Here is a 17,849-nt window from a genome sequence, read left to right as displayed (position 1 = left end):
TGCCACATATTCACACACTATGAACGTCGGAACTGCGGCACGACTCGAACGCATCGGCACAGACGGGACGCACGTAATCATCCCGATGGACCACGGCATCACACTGGGTGCGGTGAACGGTCTCGTGGACATCGAATCGACCATCGACGCGGTGACTCGCGGGGGTGCAGACGCGGTGTTGACCCAGAAAGGCATCGCGCCGCGGGTCCACGACAACAAGAACGGCGCGGGGTACGTCGTCCACCTCAACGCCTCTACTTCTATCGGCCCGGACAACGACGACAAGCGCCTGACCGGCTCCGTCGAGGAGGCGGTCCGGGCGGGCGCGGACGCGGTGTCGTTCCACATCAACGTCGGGAGCGAGTACGAGCGCGAGCAGCTGGAGGAACTCGCGGAACTCACCGAGGAGGCCGCCCGACTCGGGATGCCGGTGCTGGCGATGGCCTACGCCCGCGGGCCGGGCGTGGACGAACACGACGCCGAGAGTCTGGGTCACGCGGTCCGCCTCGCCGAGGAGGTCGGCTGTGACGTGGTGAAGACGGCCTACAGCGGCGACGCCGAGAGCTTCGAGCGCGTGGTCGAATCGACCCGGCTCCCGGTCGTCATCGCCGGGGGCGAACCGGAGGGCGACCGCGCGACCCTCGAAGCGGTTCGCGGCGCGATGGACGCGGGCGCGGCGGGGGTCTCGATGGGCCGGTCCATCTTCCAGCACGACGACCCCGAGGCGATTACCCGCGCCGTGACGAGCGTGGTCCACGACGGTCTCTCCTCGGAGGACGCGCTCCGCGAGGCGGGGCTGGCGGTCGAAGCCTGAGATACCGTCCCACGCCCCGGTAATTCCGACGACTCACAGTCCATTTGTGTCGGTAGTCTAAAACCGAGCGTAATGGAAGCCGGAAAGCTGACGAGTTGGTCCAGTTGGAACCGTCCACTTCGACCGAAAATTCTGTCACCGCTGGCCGGTGGTGCTGGCGTAATATCGACACATCTCCTGCTACTGTTTCACTTCGGCATCGAACAGAGCGGTCTCACCGGAGTGGCGATATACACACTGGCCGCGATGGTCGGCTTCGGTGGCGCTTGGGGGGATAGCGACGTACGTCCTTGCTATCGTTGACTGAGAACAGCGAGTAGCGACCGCGGACGACCGCTCCAGACGGCGCGCCCTTCGTGCAGTTTAGTGATTTATCGCTCTTCGGAGTCCAAGACTCGAATTTGGTCACCCCGCACGGTCACCGGAATCGGGACCGTCGCTTCGTACAGTTCGACCGTCACTTGGTCCTTGCCCTCGTCGATGCGCTGGACCTGCGCTTTCTCGCCCTTGAACGGCCCGGCGATGAGTTCCACGATGTCGCCCTCGGCGATGCCCTCCACGTCGGGGGTCGGCGAGAGGAAGTGTTCGACCTCGGAGATGTCGCTCGCGCCGGGCACCATGCTCCGAGCGTGGGGAATCTCCTCGAGGACGCGGCTGATGACCGCGTCGTTGTCGGCCTCGACCATCACGTAGCTCGTCAGCGAGTCGGGCGCGAGCGCGGCGTGAATCTCTGGCTCCTCGCGGTTGATAATCATGTCCGCCACGGTGCGCTCCTGACTCGCGGTCGTCTTGACTGCGTACATTGCCATTCTAAATCACCTACGCTGGGAGGAAACTCATGATCGCGAAGATGATAAAGCCGAGGAGTCCCACCAAGATGATTCCCGCACCCGCGATCTTCGAAATCTTCGAGAACTCCTCCCACGATGGCGTGCTGGCGAGTTTGAGAACTCGCACGTACGACGAGAGATCGAGCTTTACGTCCATGTTATCGACCCTTAGAGAGCGTCCTTTTTCTATTTATTGCTCTTGGCTCGATGTCGGAGGTCCAATCACAGTAGGATGATTGTAAATTACTGGCTGTATTTATTAGCCCTCATAAAACGCAGATCTCAAACCTCGTTAATTTTTGCTTCCCACATCTGGGCATCCTCAACGATTTCGCTAGCAAGTTTCTCCGGTCGCGGAATACCGAGCTTGTTGAAACCTTCACTTAGCGCTTCAACGCTATCTTCGTCAGCTATTTCTCGTAGTCCACCCTCGGTCAGCTCTGACTTGACAACCTCGCTTCGGTCTCGAATTTTATCCACAGTGTCTTTGTTCAGACTATCAGGAAGGAAGAATACTAGTCGGCCAGATTTCACCTCTTCTAGCATGTTTACGCGCTCTTCAGCCAAAGCTTCGTAAAAGTCCTCTTCCGTGAACTCGTCGTCATATTCAATGAGGTTCTCGGCGAACTTTCCAAGTTTTGTCTCCTCTTTTGTGATTGAAAAGATAGAACTTACGTCCATCAAACCCATTAAGAGAACGTTCGCTTGGAACTCCTCGTCGTTGTAGTGATTGTAGACGTTCTGATGGAACCATTGCTTCAGTTCGTCACGGTTCGCATTTTCAAGCCCTTCTTCAGTGACGACACTCGGCGGCAACATCCACGTAAATGAAGAGATGGTTTCTCCACCGTACTCCTCCATCATACGCTTTCGAATGAATTTATTCTTGTCATCCTCGTCTTCAACTTCGAAGTAATCATGCCCCTCTGGCGCGTCTTGATCCCGAAATACAAGTAGTGCAATTTGGCTTGATTCAGTTTGATTGTCAATAAGATCCGTCAAGTCTACATCGCGGTTTTCGAGAATACGTAAAATTCGCTGATACTTCTGGAGATCGTCTTTTACTTCGTCTTGTTCTTTGCGTGCTTCACGCTCTTGTTCAACCGCTTTCGCAACCTCTCCAAACTTTTCATTATCGCTTTCATACTTCTTAGTTCTATAAGTCAAGTATATGCTAGGAACTCCAGTTATAAGTGTGAATCCACCCGAAATTATTGAGATTGTATTAGCAAATGAAAATGGGAGAAGATATGCAGACGTGAATACGCCCACAGTGACAAAGCCACCAGCTATGGTTGCTTTAATTCCATGCGCCTCAAATTTGTCTTCTATATCAATCCTATCTAAAGCCATCTATAATTGTGTAAGTCTTTATATTACTTAACAGTTACCAGTGCTTATTTGTAAATCATCGAGACCTGTTGGTCCTCGCTCGCGTCGAGTACACTGCAGAAGAGAAGCCCCGACCATCGCCACAGCAGTCGCTCCGGAGACTGCGAACGAGGAGAGAACGGGGCAGGGCGGCCCTCAAACTCCCGAAGTCGCGCGACTCGTTACTCGACGTAGTCGATGTCTTGGAGTCGCTTGTTGGCCTTGGCCTGCTGGGCCTCGTTGCGGCCGTAGATTTGGGGCGACTCGACGCCCGTGACGACTATCATCGTCCGCATCTCGCCTTCCAACTCCTCGTCGATGGAGGTCCCCCAGATGATGCGCGCGTCGGGGTCGATGCGGTCGTAGATTTCTTCCACGACGCCCTCGGCCTCCTCGATGGACATGTCGTTGCCGCCCGTGACGTTGACGAGCGCGGAGTTCGCGCCCGAGATGTCCACGTCCAGTAGCGGCGAGCGCATCGCGGACTTGACCGAATCTTGGGCTTTGGCGTCGGAATCGCTCTCGCCGAGACCGATCATCGCCACGCCGCCTTTCTCCATGACGGTCCGAACGTCGGCGAAGTCGAGGTTGACGAGTCCGGGCTTGGTGATGAGTTCCGTGATGCCCTTGACCGAGCGCATCAGCACCTCGTCGGCGACCTTGAACGCTTGGCGGACGGGAAGTTTGCCCACGGAGTCGAGCAGGCGGTCGTTCGGCACGACGATGACGGTATCGCTCACGTCGCGCAGGCGTTCGAGTCCGGCCTCGGCGTTGGTCCGGCGGACCTCTCCCTCGGCGGTGAACGGCGTGGTCACGATGGAGATGGTCAGCGCGCCCGACTCGCGGGCGGCCTTGGCGACGACCGGCGCGGACCCGGTCCCCGTCCCGCCGCCCAGTCCGGCGGTGACGAACACCATGTCCGAGCCTTGGATGGCGTCGTATATCTCCTCCTGACTTTCGAGGGCGGCCTCCTCGCCGACCTGCGGGAGCGAGCCAGCGCCCCGGCCTTGGGTCTTCTGCTCGCCCATCAGAATCTTGGTGTCGGCCTCTATCTCCACGAGGTGCTGTACGTCCGTGTTGGCCGCCACGAGCTTCGCGCCGTGGATGCCCTCCTCGGCCATGCGGTTGACCGTGTTGCCACCGGCACCGCCACAGCCGACGACCGTGATGTCGGTCTGGAGGTCTTGCAGGACATCCTTCAGCTCTTCGTCTGTCATCGTCCCCGACGCATTCGCGGCCTGCGTCTGTGCCCCAGCCCCCGAACTGGCCTGTCGGGAGTCCTGCTGTCCTCCCTCGGCTTCCTCGATGGCGTCTTCGACTAACGAGTCCATTCTGAACTTGCCTTGAGAACGGAGCGTAATTATCTTTCCCCTCTTTGTCGGACGAATGTCTGACATTCGGTGACATATCTCCGTCCGACGGACAAAACTTACAACTCGAACCGCCGAACGCGTTCGGACTGGACCGTCTCGGGGTCGATTTCGTCACCCCGGACCGTGACCGACTGGCCCGACGAGAGCTTCCCGAACGCCGGTCCCTCGGGGACGCCCAAGGTGCGGGCCTTCTCCGGGTCGAAGGTGGTCTCGCGGGCGACGACCGCGCCCTCCTCGCGGGCGACCGACTCGTACTTCCGGCGAAGCAGGTCGGCCAGCCCGTCGATTAGCTCGTCGCGGTCGTCTGGCGCGCGGACCGCGGCGCGCCCCGCCGCGCGCGTCCCGCTCTGTTCGGTCTCGAACGCCAGCAGATTCGCGGCGACCGCCTCGCGGGTCTCGTCGGCGTCGATGCCTTGGGCTTCCCCGAGGAGTCCCGTCGGCAGGTCCACGACCTCGTAGTCGGCGTCGCCCTCGACGGTCGTCGCGGCGTCGCCGAACCGCAGTCCCTCCGCGATTCCCGAGAGGTCCGACTCCGCGCGCTCGACCAGTTCGAGGGCGACGCCGGTCGTCTCCCGGACCCACGTCTCGCCCACGACCTCGTAGCCCGACTCCGCGAGGACCGACTTCAGGTCGGGATACTCGCCCTCCACGACCGCGCGCTCGGCCCGGCTCTCCTCGAAGGCCCGCCGAAGCACCTCGCGGTTCTGCTCGGGCGACCCCATCGCGTCCAGCACCCAGTCGGCCGCGATGTGCCCGACCGCCCAGTCTGTCTCGCGCTCGATGCGCTCGAACCGCGGGACGTAGTGGCCGCCGCCGAAGCCGACCAACTGGCGCTCGCGGTGGGGGGAAACGTCCGCCAAATCGAGGATGCCCCGCGCGACTGCGCGGGCACCCTCGGGGTCGTTCCACTGCTCGTCGTCGCTTCCCAACTCCGCGAACAGCGAGGGGACGCCGACCTCCGAGGGACCGTGGTGGGTACACTCCATCCCGACCTCGTACTGGTCAGGGGCGTACTCCTCGAACGCATCGAGGAGCTTCGCGTGGGCGTTCGGACACGCCTCCGCGAGACCGCCCGCGACCCCGCCGTACTCCGCCGGGCCGAAGTTCCCCGTGAAGTGAGCGGTGAGGAGCGGCCCGGTGTCCCCGGAGTGCTTGGACGCGAACACCAGCAGGTCGGGGTCCTCGAACGGGTCGGCGGCCGCCTCGATGTCGAGGTGGAGCGCGTCGAACTCCCGAAGCTCAAAGTCGTCGTTTCGATAGTAGGTCCCGCCGCCCTCGGCGTCCGGACGCGTGCCCTCCTCGCGGGTCTCCCAGTCCGCGAGGTCCAGCAGGTGGTCGCCGATGTGTTCGGAGGCCGAGTCGGCTCTGCTGACGACGATGGCAATCACGCCCGGAACTACGGGAGGAGCGGAAGAAAAGCGCGTCGGGTTGCGTCGTCGGAGACGACGGGGAGAGAAAGAGAGCCGTCGGAGACGAGCGACGGTCTCAGTCGGCGTGTTCGACCTGCTCGGACCCGCCGGGGAGGGCGTTGCGAGCGTTCGCGGCGGTGCGGTCGTAGATACCCCGGAGTTCGTCGCGCCGGGCGACGAACAGGCCCACGCCGAGGACCACGTAGACGGCGGTGTAGGCGTAGAGGATGAGCATGCTGAGTTCGTGAGCCTGCGCGTCGGCCATCGTCTGGATGATCCAGAACTCGGCGGCGACCTGCGAGACGAACAGCACGAGGAGGACGACGGCCTCCCGGACGCTGATCTCGAAGTTCGCCAGCACGCCGAGCGCGAAGAAGCTCTGGGCCGCGGTGATCCAGATTTCGGCCTGCTGTTTCTCGTCGAAGGGGAGCGCACCGATGGACCCGGCGGCGATGCTGTAGACCACCGCGAGCGTCCCGATGAGGAGCGTCCACTGGTTGAGCTTCGAGGAGATGAGCGCGTTGAACCCGGCGGTCGAGCGCGCCTTGTTGACGAGGTACGCGACCACGATGAGTTCGGGCGACTCGGAGGCCAGTGGCGCGAGCCACTGAATCATGAAGAACGGCGGGATGCCGAGTTGGAGTCCTAACTCCTCCAGTCCGTGCGCGAACGGGTGGACGGCGGTGTAAATCATCCCGCCGGAGTACGCAAACAAGCCGAGGACGGTGGCGATTCGCGGGAGCTTGGAGTAGCTTTGGAAGTACGCCGGGACCCCCACCTGCTCGTCGTGTTCGTCAACCTCGCCGCGGATGACGATGCCGATGTAGAGGGCGTACAGGCCGACGAGAACAACCGTGTCCACCATGCCGATACCGCCGCCTATCGGCACGAAGAACGCGAAGGCGGTCGCGGCGAGCAGGAACGCGATTTCGGTGGCGAGGTCGCGGTCGATCTGAATCTTGTTCTTCAGGAATCCGGACTTCTCGACCACTGCGGGGTCCGCCGAGCTACCGGCTCGGTACACCGTGAACAACGCGATGCCCGACCACCCCAGTCCGATGAGGATGCGGTTCGCGCCGGTCATGTTCGCGACCGCGAGGTTCGCGGCTTGCATGCCGCTCTCGGTACCGGCGTTCGCTCCGGCGGTCCACGCGTAGAGCGCGTCCACCGCGTACTCCGGAGCGACCGCGAGGACCGCCAGCACGGCCAGTGCGAACGCGCGCGGCACGTCCTTCTCGGCCGTCTCGGCGGCCCACGCGAGCATGAAGGAGGCACCCAGTACCGCCACCCCGGTGATGGCGACCGTCTGGAGGTGGCTCAGTCCGCCTGTGCCACCCGTCGCCCAGACGTAGACCCACGGGAGCGTGAGCGCCGTCGTCGTACCGACTGCGGCGAGAGGATGACGTAAACGACTCAACATTCTGTCCGAGGTTAGCCTACCCCGGAAAGTAGGTCTTGCGTTATTCCACGGGTCGGCGGGACGGGAGCCTCACGGCAACAGGAGGTAGACGAACCCGCCGTAGGCTCCGACGAGTGCGATACCGCCCGGACGCGAGACGGTTCGCCCGATGGCCATCAGCGCCATCGCGCCAACGGTGAACGCCAGCATCACCGGGAAGTGGAACGTCTGGACGGTGGCTTTCACCGAGAAGGGGTGGACGATGGCGAGGAGGCCGATGACGGCGAGGACGTTGTAAATGTTCGACCCGACGACGTTGCCGATGGAGAACTCCGCCTCGTCGCGGAACGAACTCACCAGCGAGGTCGCCAACTCGGGCAGCGACGTGCCGAACGCGATGATGGTGATGCCGATGAAGAGGTCGTCGAAGCCGAACGACCGGAGGAGTCCGGTGCCGCCCTGCACGAGACCGATGGAACCGCCGAGCAGACACAACCCAGCGCCAGCCAGCAACGCGAGTTGGCGGGCGCTGACCGACCCCGACTCGGATTCGACCTGCATCTCGTCGGGGACGACCTCGTCGTCGGCCGACCGGGACTGGTATATCATGTACCCCGTGAACACCGCCAGCAAGGCGAGCATTCCCGCGCCGTCGAACTGGCCGAGCGTCCCGTCGCTCCCCAACACGACGAGCAGCACCGCGGCCGCGAGCATGAACGGGCCGTGTCGCCAGAGTAGCTTCGAATCGACCGACAGCGGTTGGACGAGCGCCGACGTTCCGAGGACCAACCCGAGGTTAGCGATGTTCGACCCGATGATGTTGCCCAGTCCGATGTCGCTGGAAATCCCGATGCCGCCGACGAGACTCACGAACAGTTCGGGCGCGGTCGTCGAGAACGCGACGACGGTGACGCCGACCGTCGCGGGCGCGATGCCGTAGCCGACCGCGAGCGACGAGGCGCTGTCTACGAGCAACTCCGCGCCCAGATACAGCAGGAGGATGCCGCCGAGCAGATACAGCGTGTCTACCGAGAGCAATAGTTCAGCCGACATTTGAAGCGGTATCATCTGTTCTCTATTGCTGGCAAATCCGAGTGGCGGGATAAATATTTGGACAATTATTGCCACTGAGAACTGGTAGCAAGCACCGCTTCGGAACCCAGTAGTTAACCCGGTCGCCGACTTCGCCCCCGACATGAACGTGTTCGGACTCCTCGGCAACCCCGTCGGCCACTCGCTGTCGCCGCCGATGCACGAGGCGGCCTACGACGCCCTCGGGATGGACGCTCGGTACGTCACCTTCGAACCCGCACTGGACGACCTCGGCGCGGCAATCGAGGGGGCACAGACCCTCGGCGTCGCGGGCCTGAACGTCACCATCCCGTTCAAACAGGACGCGCTGGCCCACGTCGAACCCGACGACCTCGCGACTCGCATCGGCGCGGTCAACACCATCGACTTCGGGACCGGTGGCGAGGACCGAGGAGACGACGAAACAACAGCCCCACCGACCGGCCACAACACCGACGTAGCGGGCGTCCGTCGGTCGTTCGCGCACCACGACGTGACGCTCGCGAACCAGAACGCGGTCGTCGTCGGCGCTGGCGGCGCGGCCCGCGCGGCGGTCTTCGCGCTCGCGGACGCTGGTGCGAGCGTCCACGTCGCGAACCGGACGGTCGAGCGCGCCCAGCGACTCGTCGCGGACCTCGACGGCCCGACACGCAAGGACGCGACTCGCAAGGATGCGGCCCGCAAGGATGCGACCCGCGACGACTCCGAGGAGGCGACCGCTGGCGGTCTCGACTCGCTCGAAACTCGCGTCCCCGAGGCCGACGTGCTGGTCAACGCGACCAGCGTCGGCATGGAGGAGGACCGGTCGCCGGTCCCGGCCGAGACGCTCCACGGCGACCTCGCGGTACTGGACGCGGTGTACCGGCCGCTCGACACCCGCCTCCTGCGCGAGGCCCGCGAGCGCGGCGCGACCACCATCGACGGCGCGTGGATGCTGTTGTATCAGGGCGTCGAGGCGTTCGAGTTGTGGACCGGCCGAGACGCACCCGTGAGCGCGATGAACGAGGCGCTTCGGGCACGGCTTTAAGTGGCGCGGCCGTCTACTGTCGCGCAAATGGGACTGCTCACTAAGCTGAAGTCGTTGCTTGGACTCGAGGACGACCGCTCGCAGGTGCGCCGGACGGAGTCCGGGGTGACCATCGAGCGCGAACCCGACGAGTCGGCCGAACCAAACGTAGAAGCCGAGAGCGCCGTCAAAGGCGTCGATACCGGCGCGGAGGAGTCCACCGACGCGACCGAGACCGCCGACGGAACCGAGTCTGCCGACGCCCCGGACATCGAGGAGGCCGAACCCGACGAAACCGATGCTGCCGAAACCGACTCCGCCGAGACCGAGGTGACTGACAGGACGGAAGCGGCTACCGGAACCGAGACCGCTGACGACGAACCCGAACCGACGCCCGAGGAGACCGGAGAGGACGCCGAGGAGACCGGGGCAGACGAGGAGGACGCCGAAGCGGGCATCTCGACCGAAGACGTGACGACGGCACCCGAAGGAAGCGAGAGCGTCGAGACCGGCCGCGACGACGCGGCCGAACCCGCCGAAGCGGTCGGTCCCTCGACCGACGCGGCCGAGCCGGAACAGACCGCTGGCGACGAACCCGAACCGACGCCCGAGGAGACCGACGGCGCGGAACCCGACCCCGACCAAGCCGCCGACGAACCGGTCGGCGAGGGCGAACCGCTCGAAGAAGTCAAGGGCATCGGCCCGGCCTACGCCGAACGACTCCGCGAGGCGGGGGTCGCCGACGTGACCGAACTGGCGAAGGCCGACGCGGGACAACTCGCCGACGAGACGGGCCTCTCCGACAAGCGCATCGGGACGTGGATAGACCGAGCGCAGGCGCGCTGATTCGGACTCCGACCCCGCGCGAGGTTCGATGCGCGAGGTTCGATTCTTCTCGGACGTGTCGTCGGCCGTAGCGGCCGCTACACCTCGTCGCGGTCGGTGTAGGTCCACCGCTCCGCGATGTCGCCCTCGTCGTCGAAGCGGTGGAAATCCGCGAAGCCGAAGGCTACTTCCTCGCCGTCCTGCGTGCCGGTGAACCGCCCGCGGACCGCGACCGTATCGCCGTCCGCGACGACCCGGTGAATCTCGTGGTCGCCGTCTTCGAGCGGCCGGTCGTCGAGGTAGAACTCGCGGAACTCGGCCATGCCGTCGAGTCGCTGGCCGGTTCGCTCGTAGGTCACGTCGTCGGCGAACAGCGCGAACACCGCCTCGTACTCCTCGGCGTCGATGCGTTCGTAGTAGTCGCGGACCGCGTCCGGGTCTGCGTGAGTCACGTCTCGAAGCTACCCTCTCGCCGAAGTTAATTTCGGGGGTTGTCGAGACGTGCCGGTCGAAAGAAAGACCTACGCGGCGTCCGAGTGTCGGCGTATGGACTACGATACGCCGTTGTTCTTCCACGTGATGCAGTACGCGGCCGACGCCGACCGGGACGTGGTGGACATGGTGAGCGGCAACCCCGACTGGGGGTCGCCCGACGCCGTCAGCGAAGGCCTCCACGAGTACGCCGATTTGGGCGGCGCGGACTTCCAGTACCCGCCCAGCGAGGGACTTGCCGCGCTCCGCGAGGAGATCGCCGAGCGCCGGAACGTCCACGAATCACAGGTCGTCGTGACCAACGGCGGCGGCGAGGCCAACTACCTCGCGATGGCCCGCGCGCTGGAGCGCGAGCGCGGGTCGGAGTTCGTCCTGACCGACCCCGTGTATCCGTACTATCCGGGGAAGACGACGATGCTCGGCGCGAGCGCGCGGTACGTCGCCACCGACGACGACGGGTCGCTGGACCCCGCGGACGTGCGCGAGGCCGCCAGCGACGAGACCGCCGGAATCGTGGTCAACACGCCGAACAACCCCACGGGAGCGGTCTACGACGAGGAGACCATGCGCGAACTGGTCGCTATCGCCGAGGAGTTCGACGCCCTCCTCGTCAGCGACGAGGTGTACGACCACTTCGACTTCTCGGGGGAGTTCTCCTCGGCGCTGTCGTTCGATTCAGACCACCGAATCGTGACGAACTCCTACTCGAAGACGTTCGCCATCACCGGGTTCCGGGTCGGGTACGCGGTCTTCCCCGAGTCGCTGGTGGACGTGGCCAAGACCCGCCACATGCTGACCAACGTCGCCACGACGCGGCCCGGCCAGTACGCGGTTCTCCACGCGCTCCGGAACACCGACCCGGCGTACTACGAGGCCAACCGCGAGCTACTGCGCGAGCGAGTCGCTACCTTCACCGACGCGCTGGACGCGGCGGGCGCTGACTACTCGACGCCCGACGGCGCGTTCTACGTGATGGCGCGGTTCCCCGAGTTCCCCGGCACGCTGGAGAACGTCGAGCGACTGGTGGACGAGGCGGGCGTCGCGGGTATGCCCGGCGAGGCGTTCGGCGAATCGCGCGACGATTGGCTCCGGTTCGCGCTGGTGAGTCCGCGGGTCGAGGAGGCCGCCGAGCGGTTGGCCGCGTACTTCGCGTAGGGCGCTGACTGTCGGATTCTGATTTGCGCTGTCCTTTCGGATTAGTCGGACTGGCGGTTACAGTGTCATCGACGCTGGTGACTAACTCGCCACCTCCCTCGGTGTAACCGCGCGAAGCGTCCGGACGAGGTTCGTCCCGGCCTCGTATTTCAACCTTCGCGTGAGCTATCCGACTGTTCAATACGGACGCGCCGTGCGCTCGGTCGCGCTCGCGGTTCTGCGCGACCGAGCGCGCAAGCGGGGAGGTTCGGGGCGCGGTGCGGTCTGCGGTGCCGAGCGGTCACGGTTCGGTGCGGTTTGCGGTGCCGAGCGGTCACGATTCGGTGCGGTTTGCGGTGCCGAGCGGTCGCGGTACGGTGCGGTCCGATAGGAGTCGGCGACGGTTCGCGTCGCAGTCGCGGTCCGGTGCTGGTCCGACCGACCCGAGCCAGTAGCCGACTCCTCGCTTGCCGTTCCCGAACAACTAAGCCCCCGCGAGAACCCTACCCGACAACGAATGGCCGACACCAAAGACGAACTCGCCGGGGTGGTAGACCTGTTCGGCGGCCTCGCCCGCGACGAACTCGAACAGGCGCTGGTCGAACTCGCGTTCAAGCAGGGCGACGAGGTCGAACGCGAGGCGGTCGCGGTCGAAATCGAGCGCGCGGTCGAAGACTACTATCTCGCGGAAGCCGAGTACGCGGGCGACGACGCCCCCGGCGGTGGTTCCGAAGCCCCCGACTCGATTCTCGTCGCCGGTCCAGCGGCGTTCCCCACGGTCCCGGAGAACGGCGAGGACCTGCCCCACATCCTCGACGTGCCCGACCGCGAGTTGGACCGCGAGGAGTTAGGCGAGACCGTCGCCGACCGACTCTACGAGGAGGCCCGGACCGTCGCCGCCGCGGGCGACGCCGAGCGAGCGCGGGAACTCCTCGACGTGAGCTACGACCTCGAAGCGTGGGCACCGGTGGAGGCCGACGACGTGCGCGAGCGGTTGGACCGGGCGTTCGAGTAGCGCCGCGAGCGGTGCCATCAAGGCGTGGTAGCACTGAACAGTCCACCGCTGGTCCGTCCGCGGACGGACGAATTAAGGCCACGGGGTACGACGTTCAGGGTATGGAGTTGGGTCGCGTGGCCGACCACGTGCCACAGACCGTCGCCGACGAGGAACACGACGCGGCCGTCTTAGCGCCGGTCGTGACCCGCGGCGACGACTACTACCTGCTGTTCACCAAGCGGGCCGACCACCTCGGGGAACACGCGGGCCAGATGAGCTTCCCCGGCGGCGGCCGGGAACCGAGCGACGCCGACCTCCGGGCCACCGCACTTCGGGAGGCCGAGGAGGAAATCGGTCTCCGCGCCGACGAGGCGGACGTGGTGGGTCTCCTCGACGACATCCGGACGACGAGTCGGTACGCCGTCACGCCCTACGTCGCCCGCGTGCCGGACCGCGAGTACGTCCCCGACGAGCGCGAGGTGGCCGAAATCGCGGTGCTTCCGGTCGCGGGCTTGCTCGACCCCGACAACTACGAGGTCGAACGGCGCGAGCATCCCCAGTACGGCGAGGCCATCGTCCACTTCTTCCACGTCGATGGGTACACGGTCTGGGGCGCGACGGCCCGAATTTTGGTGCAGTTGTTGGAGTTGACGACCGACTGGCGCGCGCCCGAGCGGGTCGATAGAGTCGTGGACCCCGACGCCGACGTTCGACAAGATTGAGGGTGTCCTTGGACGTGTTTTGGCGGCTTTAGAAAGTGTACGTGTGCCTTTCGCAACGATGGAGTTGTCTTTTCGTAGATTGGATTGCCCGAGGTTCTTCGAGGAAGTTTCATCGCGGCGAGAAGCTAGCTACTGCCGACAAACAGGAGTTGCGCCGCCGCACAGCACTGCCGCCGCACAGCATTGCCACCGCACAGCATTGCCACCGCACAGCACCGCAACCGCAGACCACGCCCTCCCCACCCGATTGCGTTGCTCGCTACGCTGTGCTACTCATCCCTCGCGCGGGAAGGCGCGGCGCACGAGCGCCGCGCCCGCACGCGCCGGAGTCGGTTGTCGAGTCGAGCGCACTCGGTTCGCCAAATCGAGCGCCTTCGAGCGAGTAAATCGAGTGACTTCGACTCGATGGTAAGTTTCGACCGCGCCGATACGCTTTTGACCCTCCCGCGGGTACCAGTGGCTACATGGTCGCACAGACGATGGATCGCGTTCCGCACGAGCAGTAGAACCGTACGACGACGAGCGACTGTTACTGGAGGTGTTCGCGCATGCTAACTACTGGCGAGACTATCGCCGAGACCGAATTGGACGCCGCCGCGCTCAAGCCCGCCGAGTGCGACGTGTCGCGGGCGGCCGAGTTACCCTTCGAGACCGTGGCTATCGACTACGAGGGGCGCGAACACCTGCCCGACGCAGAGACGCTGGCAGGACTCGCGACGGAGAAAGAAGTTCGACTGACCACGCCCGTCCGCGCCGAGGGATTCGACCCCCTCGGCGACGATTCGGGGTACGACCGGATTCCCGAGGAGGTCCAACGTGTCGCCGTGGCCGGTCACGCCGCCTACCTCTCGGAGGCCGAGCGCCGGAAGGCGGTCGCGCCCCGCCTGCGCGCCGCGGTCGAGCGCGACCCCGCGGCGTGGGTCGGCACCGAGGGCGTCGAGCGCCTCGCGCTGGCCACCGGCGCGACCCAGTTCGAACTCCTCTCGCGCAGTACCGAGCGCGACCTGCGCGCCCTTCGAGCCGCCGGGTTCGACGGCGAACTCGCGGTGTACGCGCCGACCGTCCTCACCGACGACGACGACGCGGTGCTGGACGCGGTGGGCGGGTACGCCGCACGGCGCGGTCCCGTGGCGAGCGCGCTCCCCGAGGAGGCACCCACGGACGCGACGGCGACCGACCGAGCGCGCGAGGTCCTGACGGCCGCGACGCGGGACTACGCGCTGGTCGGGTCGCCAGCGAAAGTCGGCGAGCGCGTCGCCGACCTGAAGGAGGCCGGTGCCGACCTCGTGGTGGGCTACCCCGCTCGCGGACTCGACGAGTTCGTGAGCTAGCCTCGATTCGATAACCACCCTGCCGGAGTCGATATTTCTTTCCCGCCGAGTTCCGAACGACGAGTATGCGACTCGCACGCCTGCTGACGCCGGAGGGACCGGTCTCCGGCCGCTACGACGATGGAGTCATCCGCGCCGACGACGGCACCTACGAGGTCGGGCGCGACGGGCGACTCCTCCCGCCCGCCGACCCCTCGGCGCTCTACTGCGTCGGCCGCAACTACGCCGAGACGCTGGACCAGATGGAGTACGAGCGTCCCGACGAACCGGACTTCTTTATCAAACCGCCAGCCTCCCTGCTGGCCCACGAGCAACCGATTCCCTACCCCGAGTTCACCGACGAACTGACCTACGCGGGCGAGTTGGCCGCCGTCGTCGGCGAGCGATGCCGGAACGTCGAACCCGAGGAGGTCCCCGAGGTCGTCCGGGGCTACACGGTCATGAACGACGTTGACGCCCTCGACCAGCAGGGTCGGACCGCGCGAAAGGCCTTCGACGCCTCCGGACCGCTCGGCCCGTGGGTCGAGACCGACGTGGACCCGACCGACCTCGACATGTGGACCGACGTGTCCGGCGAGCGCCGCCAAGAGGCCAACACCGAACTGATGCTGTTCGACCCGTACGAAATCGTCGCCTACCTCTCCGAGCGGTTCACGCTCCGGCCCGGCGACGTAATCGCGTTCGGCAGTCCCGCGAATCCGGGACTGGTCGAACCCGGCGACGAGGTCGAGATTACCTACGAGGGCGTCGGTACACTCCGGAACGAAGTCGTCGCCCGAGAGTAGCCGAGTCGTTCGTGGTAGTCATCTGCAGGAACGTCGAGAAGAAGAGGTAGAAAGCCCCCGCCCGCTCGCGGTCGCTCAGCAGGATATGTCGGGCGCGCAGAACTGCGCGCCCGACATAGTGGCCGTGCTGAGACGACTACAAAGCACGCGAGCGGGCGGCCCCTTTCAGTCCACCCAGACGGAAGTTCAGTCGGGGCGGCCATCGCCACCCGATTTCGGCGCTTTCCGGGTGCCATATCTCTAAGTGCCCGCTGTCCGTTCTCCCGACCGTGAGCCGAACCTATCTCTACGAACACACGACGACCACGGCGGCCGACGCCTTCGAGGAGGCCTCGGTCGCGGTCCTCCCGACCGGGAGCGTCGAACAGCACGGTCCCGCGCTCCCGCTGGGCACCGACCTGCTGTCGGCCCGCGCGGTCGCCGAGACCGTGGCCAACCACCCCGAGACCGTTCTCCTCCCGCCGGTTCCGGTCGGCGTCAGCGCCCACCACCGCCAGTTCGACGGGACGCTCTGGACCGACCCCGAAGTCTTCGAGAGTTACGTCGCCGACATCGTGGCGAGCGCGGCCTCTCACGGCGTCGAGAAGGCGGTCCTCGTCAACGGTCACGGCGGGAACGCCGACGCGCTCCGGCGCGCGGCCCGCAACTTGCGCGACGACGAAATCGCCTTCGCCGCGCCGTGGAACTGGTGGTCGAACCTCGACGCGCTCATCGAGGAGGAACTCGACACCTCGCTGGGCCACGCCGACGCGGTGGAGACCAGCATGATGCTCGCCATCGCCGACGAGTTCGTGCGCGAGGAGGCCCTCCAGACCGCCGAGGACGAGGGCGGCGACTCGTGGGGCAAGTCGGTCCACGGGGCCGAAATCGGCTTCGACACCCTCGACTTCTCCGAGAGCGGTGCGGTCGGCGAACCGACCAACGGGAGCCGGGAGGTCGGCGAGAAACTGCTGGCCCACGCGAGCGACGACCTCGCCGCGCTCGTGGAGTGGCTGGCCGGAGAAGACCTCGCCGACCTCTGGCCGCGGGGGCACAAGTAGATGAAGGTCGCAATCGTCGGCGGCGGCGCGGTCGGCGTCACTGCGGCCTACGACCTCGCGCGGCGGGACGAGGAGGTCGTCGTCTACGAGAAAGACGATATCGCGGGCGGAAGCACGGGCCGGGCCGCGGGTGTCCTCTACGACGCCTTCGCCGCGCCGGAGGACGCCCGCGTCGGCGACCGGGCAATCGAGCGGTTCCGCGAGTTCTCGGGCGAGGGCGACTTCGAGTTCCGCGAGACGCCCTACGTCTGGTTCGCCCACGAGGGCGACGAGCGCCGCGCGGAAGCCATCCGCGAGCAGGTGCCCCGAATGCAGGACGCCGGGCGGAACGTCGCACTCGCAGACCCCGAGGACCTCCGCGAGCGGTTCCCCGCGGTGGACTGGTCGGACGTTGGCGTCGCCGCCGTCGCGGAGAACGCGGGCCACACCGACCCCGCGAGCTACGCCGCCCTCCTCGCTCGGAAGGCCGAAGACGCTGGCGCGGAGATTCGGACCGACACCGAGGTCCGACTCGACGCCGACGCCCTCGCAGTCGAGCGCGTCGGGAGGGCTGGCGAGGACGAGGAGGCTACCGGCGACTCGGACGAATCCGAGTCCTTCGACGCGATACTGGTCGCCGCGGGTGCCCACACCAAGCGACTCCTCGCGGTCGCCGGGATTCCGGTCCCGCTCAAGCCCTACCGCGTGCAGGCGCTGACCGCCGGGTTCGACGCCGGGCGACGCGAGGACCTCCCGATGTGCTACGACGCCACCGCGGGCTACTACCTCCGACCGCACCCGGAGGGTCTGCTGGCGGGCGACGGCACCGAGGAGGTAGAGAGCGACCCCGACGACTGGACGCGCGAGGCCGACCGCGAGTTCTGCGAGATGACCTGCGAGCGACTCGGCCGTCGCCTCGGGGAGTTCGGCGCGGTCCGCGAGGCGTGGGCCGGACTCTGCGTGGCGACGCCCGACCGCGACCCACTCCTCGGCGAGTTGCGCGAGGGCCTCCACGTCGCGGCCGGGTGGCAGGGCCACGGGTTCATGCGCGCTCCGGCGCTCGGCGAGGCGGCCGCCGAGGCGGTTCTGGGGGAGAACCCCCTGCCGGAGTTCGACCCGACCCGGTTCGACGGCGACGAGGAGTTCGACATCGCGGAAGGGATGTCGGTCGAGTAGATCTACTCTGGTACAACGAGTCTATTTCTAACCTATTGTAGAAAATGTAATATTAATACTAGCAAAATATAAGTACAATCGGATTCTTCGCATGC

Annotated in this window: 18 protein-coding genes; 10 read left to right on the top strand and 8 right to left on the bottom strand. The window is 65.6% G+C overall.

All coding sequences use genetic code 11. The features are described from left to right. Positions 1–19 precede the first annotated feature (19 nt). Positions 20–814 carry a 2-amino-3,7-dideoxy-D-threo-hept-6-ulosonate synthase gene (locus EPL00_RS03410; protein WP_135851821.1) on the top strand — a complete coding sequence of 265 codons (795 nt, stop codon included), beginning with the start codon at positions 20–22 and terminating at the stop codon, positions 812–814. A 371-nt stretch (positions 815–1,185) separates the two neighbouring features. Here EPL00_RS03410 and EPL00_RS03405 read toward each other — a convergent pair whose 3' ends face one another. From EPL00_RS03405 to EPL00_RS03375, 7 genes are all read right to left on the bottom strand, one after another. Further along, positions 1,186–1,623, bottom strand: coding sequence for a transcription elongation factor Spt5 (locus tag EPL00_RS03405; RefSeq protein WP_135851822.1), 438 nt, complete (start codon positions 1,621–1,623; stop codon positions 1,186–1,188). A 10-nt stretch (positions 1,624–1,633) separates the two neighbouring features. Further along, on the bottom strand, positions 1,634–1,801 hold the full coding sequence (locus EPL00_RS03400) for a protein translocase SEC61 complex subunit gamma (protein WP_135851823.1): 168 nt from the start codon (positions 1,799–1,801) through the stop codon (positions 1,634–1,636). 125 nt (positions 1,802–1,926) lie between these two features. Next, positions 1,927–2,997: a hypothetical protein gene (locus EPL00_RS03395; protein ID WP_135851824.1), complete on the bottom strand. Its 1,071-nt coding sequence runs from the start codon at positions 2,995–2,997 to the stop codon at positions 1,927–1,929. 200 nt (positions 2,998–3,197) lie between these two features. Then, a complete protein-coding gene (gene ftsZ, locus EPL00_RS03390) occupies positions 3,198–4,346 on the bottom strand; it encodes a cell division protein FtsZ (protein ID WP_135851825.1) in 1,149 nt (382 codons plus the stop codon). 98 nt (positions 4,347–4,444) lie between these two features. Continuing rightward, positions 4,445–5,776, bottom strand: coding sequence for a D-aminoacyl-tRNA deacylase (locus tag EPL00_RS03385; RefSeq protein WP_135851826.1), 1,332 nt, complete (start codon positions 5,774–5,776; stop codon positions 4,445–4,447). A 97-nt stretch (positions 5,777–5,873) separates the two neighbouring features. Beyond that, on the bottom strand, positions 5,874–7,217 hold the full coding sequence (locus EPL00_RS03380; RefSeq protein ID WP_135851827.1) for a sodium/calcium exchanger protein: 1,344 nt from the start codon (positions 7,215–7,217) through the stop codon (positions 5,874–5,876). Between the two features lie 69 nt (positions 7,218–7,286). Continuing rightward, entirely contained in the window at positions 7,287–8,249 is a 963-nt protein-coding gene (locus tag EPL00_RS03375) for a calcium/sodium antiporter (RefSeq protein ID WP_135851828.1), read from the bottom strand. A 142-nt stretch (positions 8,250–8,391) separates the two neighbouring features. On the opposite strand from EPL00_RS03375, the gene aroE reads away from it, so the two are divergent. Both aroE and EPL00_RS03365 read left to right on the top strand, forming a co-directional pair. After that, positions 8,392–9,294 carry a shikimate dehydrogenase gene (aroE, locus tag EPL00_RS03370; protein WP_135851829.1) on the top strand — a complete coding sequence of 301 codons (903 nt, stop codon included), beginning with the start codon at positions 8,392–8,394 and terminating at the stop codon, positions 9,292–9,294. A gap of 27 nt (positions 9,295–9,321) precedes the next feature. Beyond that, positions 9,322–10,119 (top strand): helix-hairpin-helix domain-containing protein, encoded by a 798-nt coding sequence (locus EPL00_RS03365; RefSeq protein WP_135851830.1) that lies wholly within the window; start codon positions 9,322–9,324, stop codon positions 10,117–10,119. A gap of 77 nt (positions 10,120–10,196) precedes the next feature. On the opposite strand, the gene EPL00_RS03360 is transcribed toward EPL00_RS03365, so the two are convergent. Beyond that, positions 10,197–10,550 (bottom strand): ester cyclase, encoded by a 354-nt coding sequence (locus EPL00_RS03360; RefSeq protein WP_135851831.1) that lies wholly within the window; start codon positions 10,548–10,550, stop codon positions 10,197–10,199. A gap of 94 nt (positions 10,551–10,644) precedes the next feature. Here EPL00_RS03360 and EPL00_RS03355 point away from each other — a divergent pair, with 94 nt between their 5' ends. The 7 genes from EPL00_RS03355 to EPL00_RS03325 all read left to right on the top strand — a co-directional run bounded on the left by EPL00_RS03355 (position 10,645) and on the right by EPL00_RS03325 (position 17,754). Next, the gene (locus EPL00_RS03355; RefSeq protein ID WP_135851832.1) at positions 10,645–11,745 is read left to right on the top strand and encodes a pyridoxal phosphate-dependent aminotransferase; all 1,101 of its coding nucleotides are present in this window, start codon (positions 10,645–10,647) and stop codon (positions 11,743–11,745) included. A gap of 496 nt (positions 11,746–12,241) precedes the next feature. Next, on the top strand, positions 12,242–12,739 hold the full coding sequence (locus EPL00_RS03350; RefSeq protein WP_135851833.1) for a DUF7109 family protein: 498 nt from the start codon (positions 12,242–12,244) through the stop codon (positions 12,737–12,739). A 101-nt stretch (positions 12,740–12,840) separates the two neighbouring features. After that, positions 12,841–13,443: an NUDIX hydrolase gene (locus tag EPL00_RS03345; protein ID WP_135851834.1), complete on the top strand. Its 603-nt coding sequence runs from the start codon at positions 12,841–12,843 to the stop codon at positions 13,441–13,443. A 548-nt stretch (positions 13,444–13,991) separates the two neighbouring features. Further along, entirely contained in the window at positions 13,992–14,774 is a 783-nt protein-coding gene (locus EPL00_RS03340; protein ID WP_135851835.1) for a DUF7388 family protein, read from the top strand. A gap of 65 nt (positions 14,775–14,839) precedes the next feature. Next, complete coding sequence (locus EPL00_RS03335) at positions 14,840–15,559, top strand: fumarylacetoacetate hydrolase family protein (protein ID WP_135851836.1); 720 nt, start codon at positions 14,840–14,842, stop codon at positions 15,557–15,559. A gap of 269 nt (positions 15,560–15,828) precedes the next feature. Next, positions 15,829–16,599, top strand: a complete 771-nt coding sequence (locus EPL00_RS03330; protein ID WP_135851837.1) for a creatininase family protein — start codon at positions 15,829–15,831, stop codon at positions 16,597–16,599. Further along, positions 16,600–17,754 carry an NAD(P)/FAD-dependent oxidoreductase gene (locus EPL00_RS03325; protein ID WP_135851838.1) on the top strand — a complete coding sequence of 385 codons (1,155 nt, stop codon included), beginning with the start codon at positions 16,600–16,602 and terminating at the stop codon, positions 17,752–17,754. It abuts the gene before it with no gap. Positions 17,755–17,849: the final 95 nt, after the last annotated feature.

The organism is Halorussus salinus (assembly GCF_004765815.2).
Lineage (GTDB): Archaea > Halobacteriota > Halobacteria > Halobacteriales > Haladaptataceae > Halorussus > Halorussus salinus.
This window is presented reverse-complemented; position numbering and strand designations above follow the sequence as displayed.

Bases quoted from the DNA above. Each gene is read 5' to 3' on its own strand.
- EPL00_RS03335 (WP_135851836.1), top strand. From the start codon at position 14,840: ATGCGACTCGCACGCCTGCTGACGCCGGAGGGACCGGTCTCCGGCCGC.
- EPL00_RS03325 (WP_135851838.1), top strand. From the start codon at position 16,600: ATGAAGGTCGCAATCGTCGGCGGCGGCGCGGTCGGCGTCACTGCGGCC.
- EPL00_RS03345 (WP_135851834.1), top strand. From the start codon at position 12,841: ATGGAGTTGGGTCGCGTGGCCGACCACGTGCCACAGACCGTCGCCGAC.
- ftsZ (WP_135851825.1), bottom strand. From the start codon at position 4,346: ATGGACTCGTTAGTCGAAGACGCCATCGAGGAAGCCGAGGGAGGACAG.
- EPL00_RS03400 (WP_135851823.1), bottom strand. From the start codon at position 1,801: ATGGACGTAAAGCTCGATCTCTCGTCGTACGTGCGAGTTCTCAAACTC.
- EPL00_RS03355 (WP_135851832.1), top strand. From the start codon at position 10,645: ATGGACTACGATACGCCGTTGTTCTTCCACGTGATGCAGTACGCGGCC.
- EPL00_RS03395 (WP_135851824.1), bottom strand. From the start codon at position 2,997: ATGGCTTTAGATAGGATTGATATAGAAGACAAATTTGAGGCGCATGGA.
- EPL00_RS03380 (WP_135851827.1), bottom strand. From the start codon at position 7,217: ATGTTGAGTCGTTTACGTCATCCTCTCGCCGCAGTCGGTACGACGACG.
- EPL00_RS03350 (WP_135851833.1), top strand. From the start codon at position 12,242: ATGGCCGACACCAAAGACGAACTCGCCGGGGTGGTAGACCTGTTCGGC.
- aroE (WP_135851829.1), top strand. From the start codon at position 8,392: ATGAACGTGTTCGGACTCCTCGGCAACCCCGTCGGCCACTCGCTGTCG.
- EPL00_RS03365 (WP_135851830.1), top strand. From the start codon at position 9,322: ATGGGACTGCTCACTAAGCTGAAGTCGTTGCTTGGACTCGAGGACGAC.
- EPL00_RS03340 (WP_135851835.1), top strand. From the start codon at position 13,992: ATGCTAACTACTGGCGAGACTATCGCCGAGACCGAATTGGACGCCGCC.
- EPL00_RS03405 (WP_135851822.1), bottom strand. From the start codon at position 1,623: ATGGCAATGTACGCAGTCAAGACGACCGCGAGTCAGGAGCGCACCGTG.
- EPL00_RS03375 (WP_135851828.1), bottom strand. From the start codon at position 8,249: ATGTCGGCTGAACTATTGCTCTCGGTAGACACGCTGTATCTGCTCGGC.
- EPL00_RS03410 (WP_135851821.1), top strand. From the start codon at position 20: ATGAACGTCGGAACTGCGGCACGACTCGAACGCATCGGCACAGACGGG.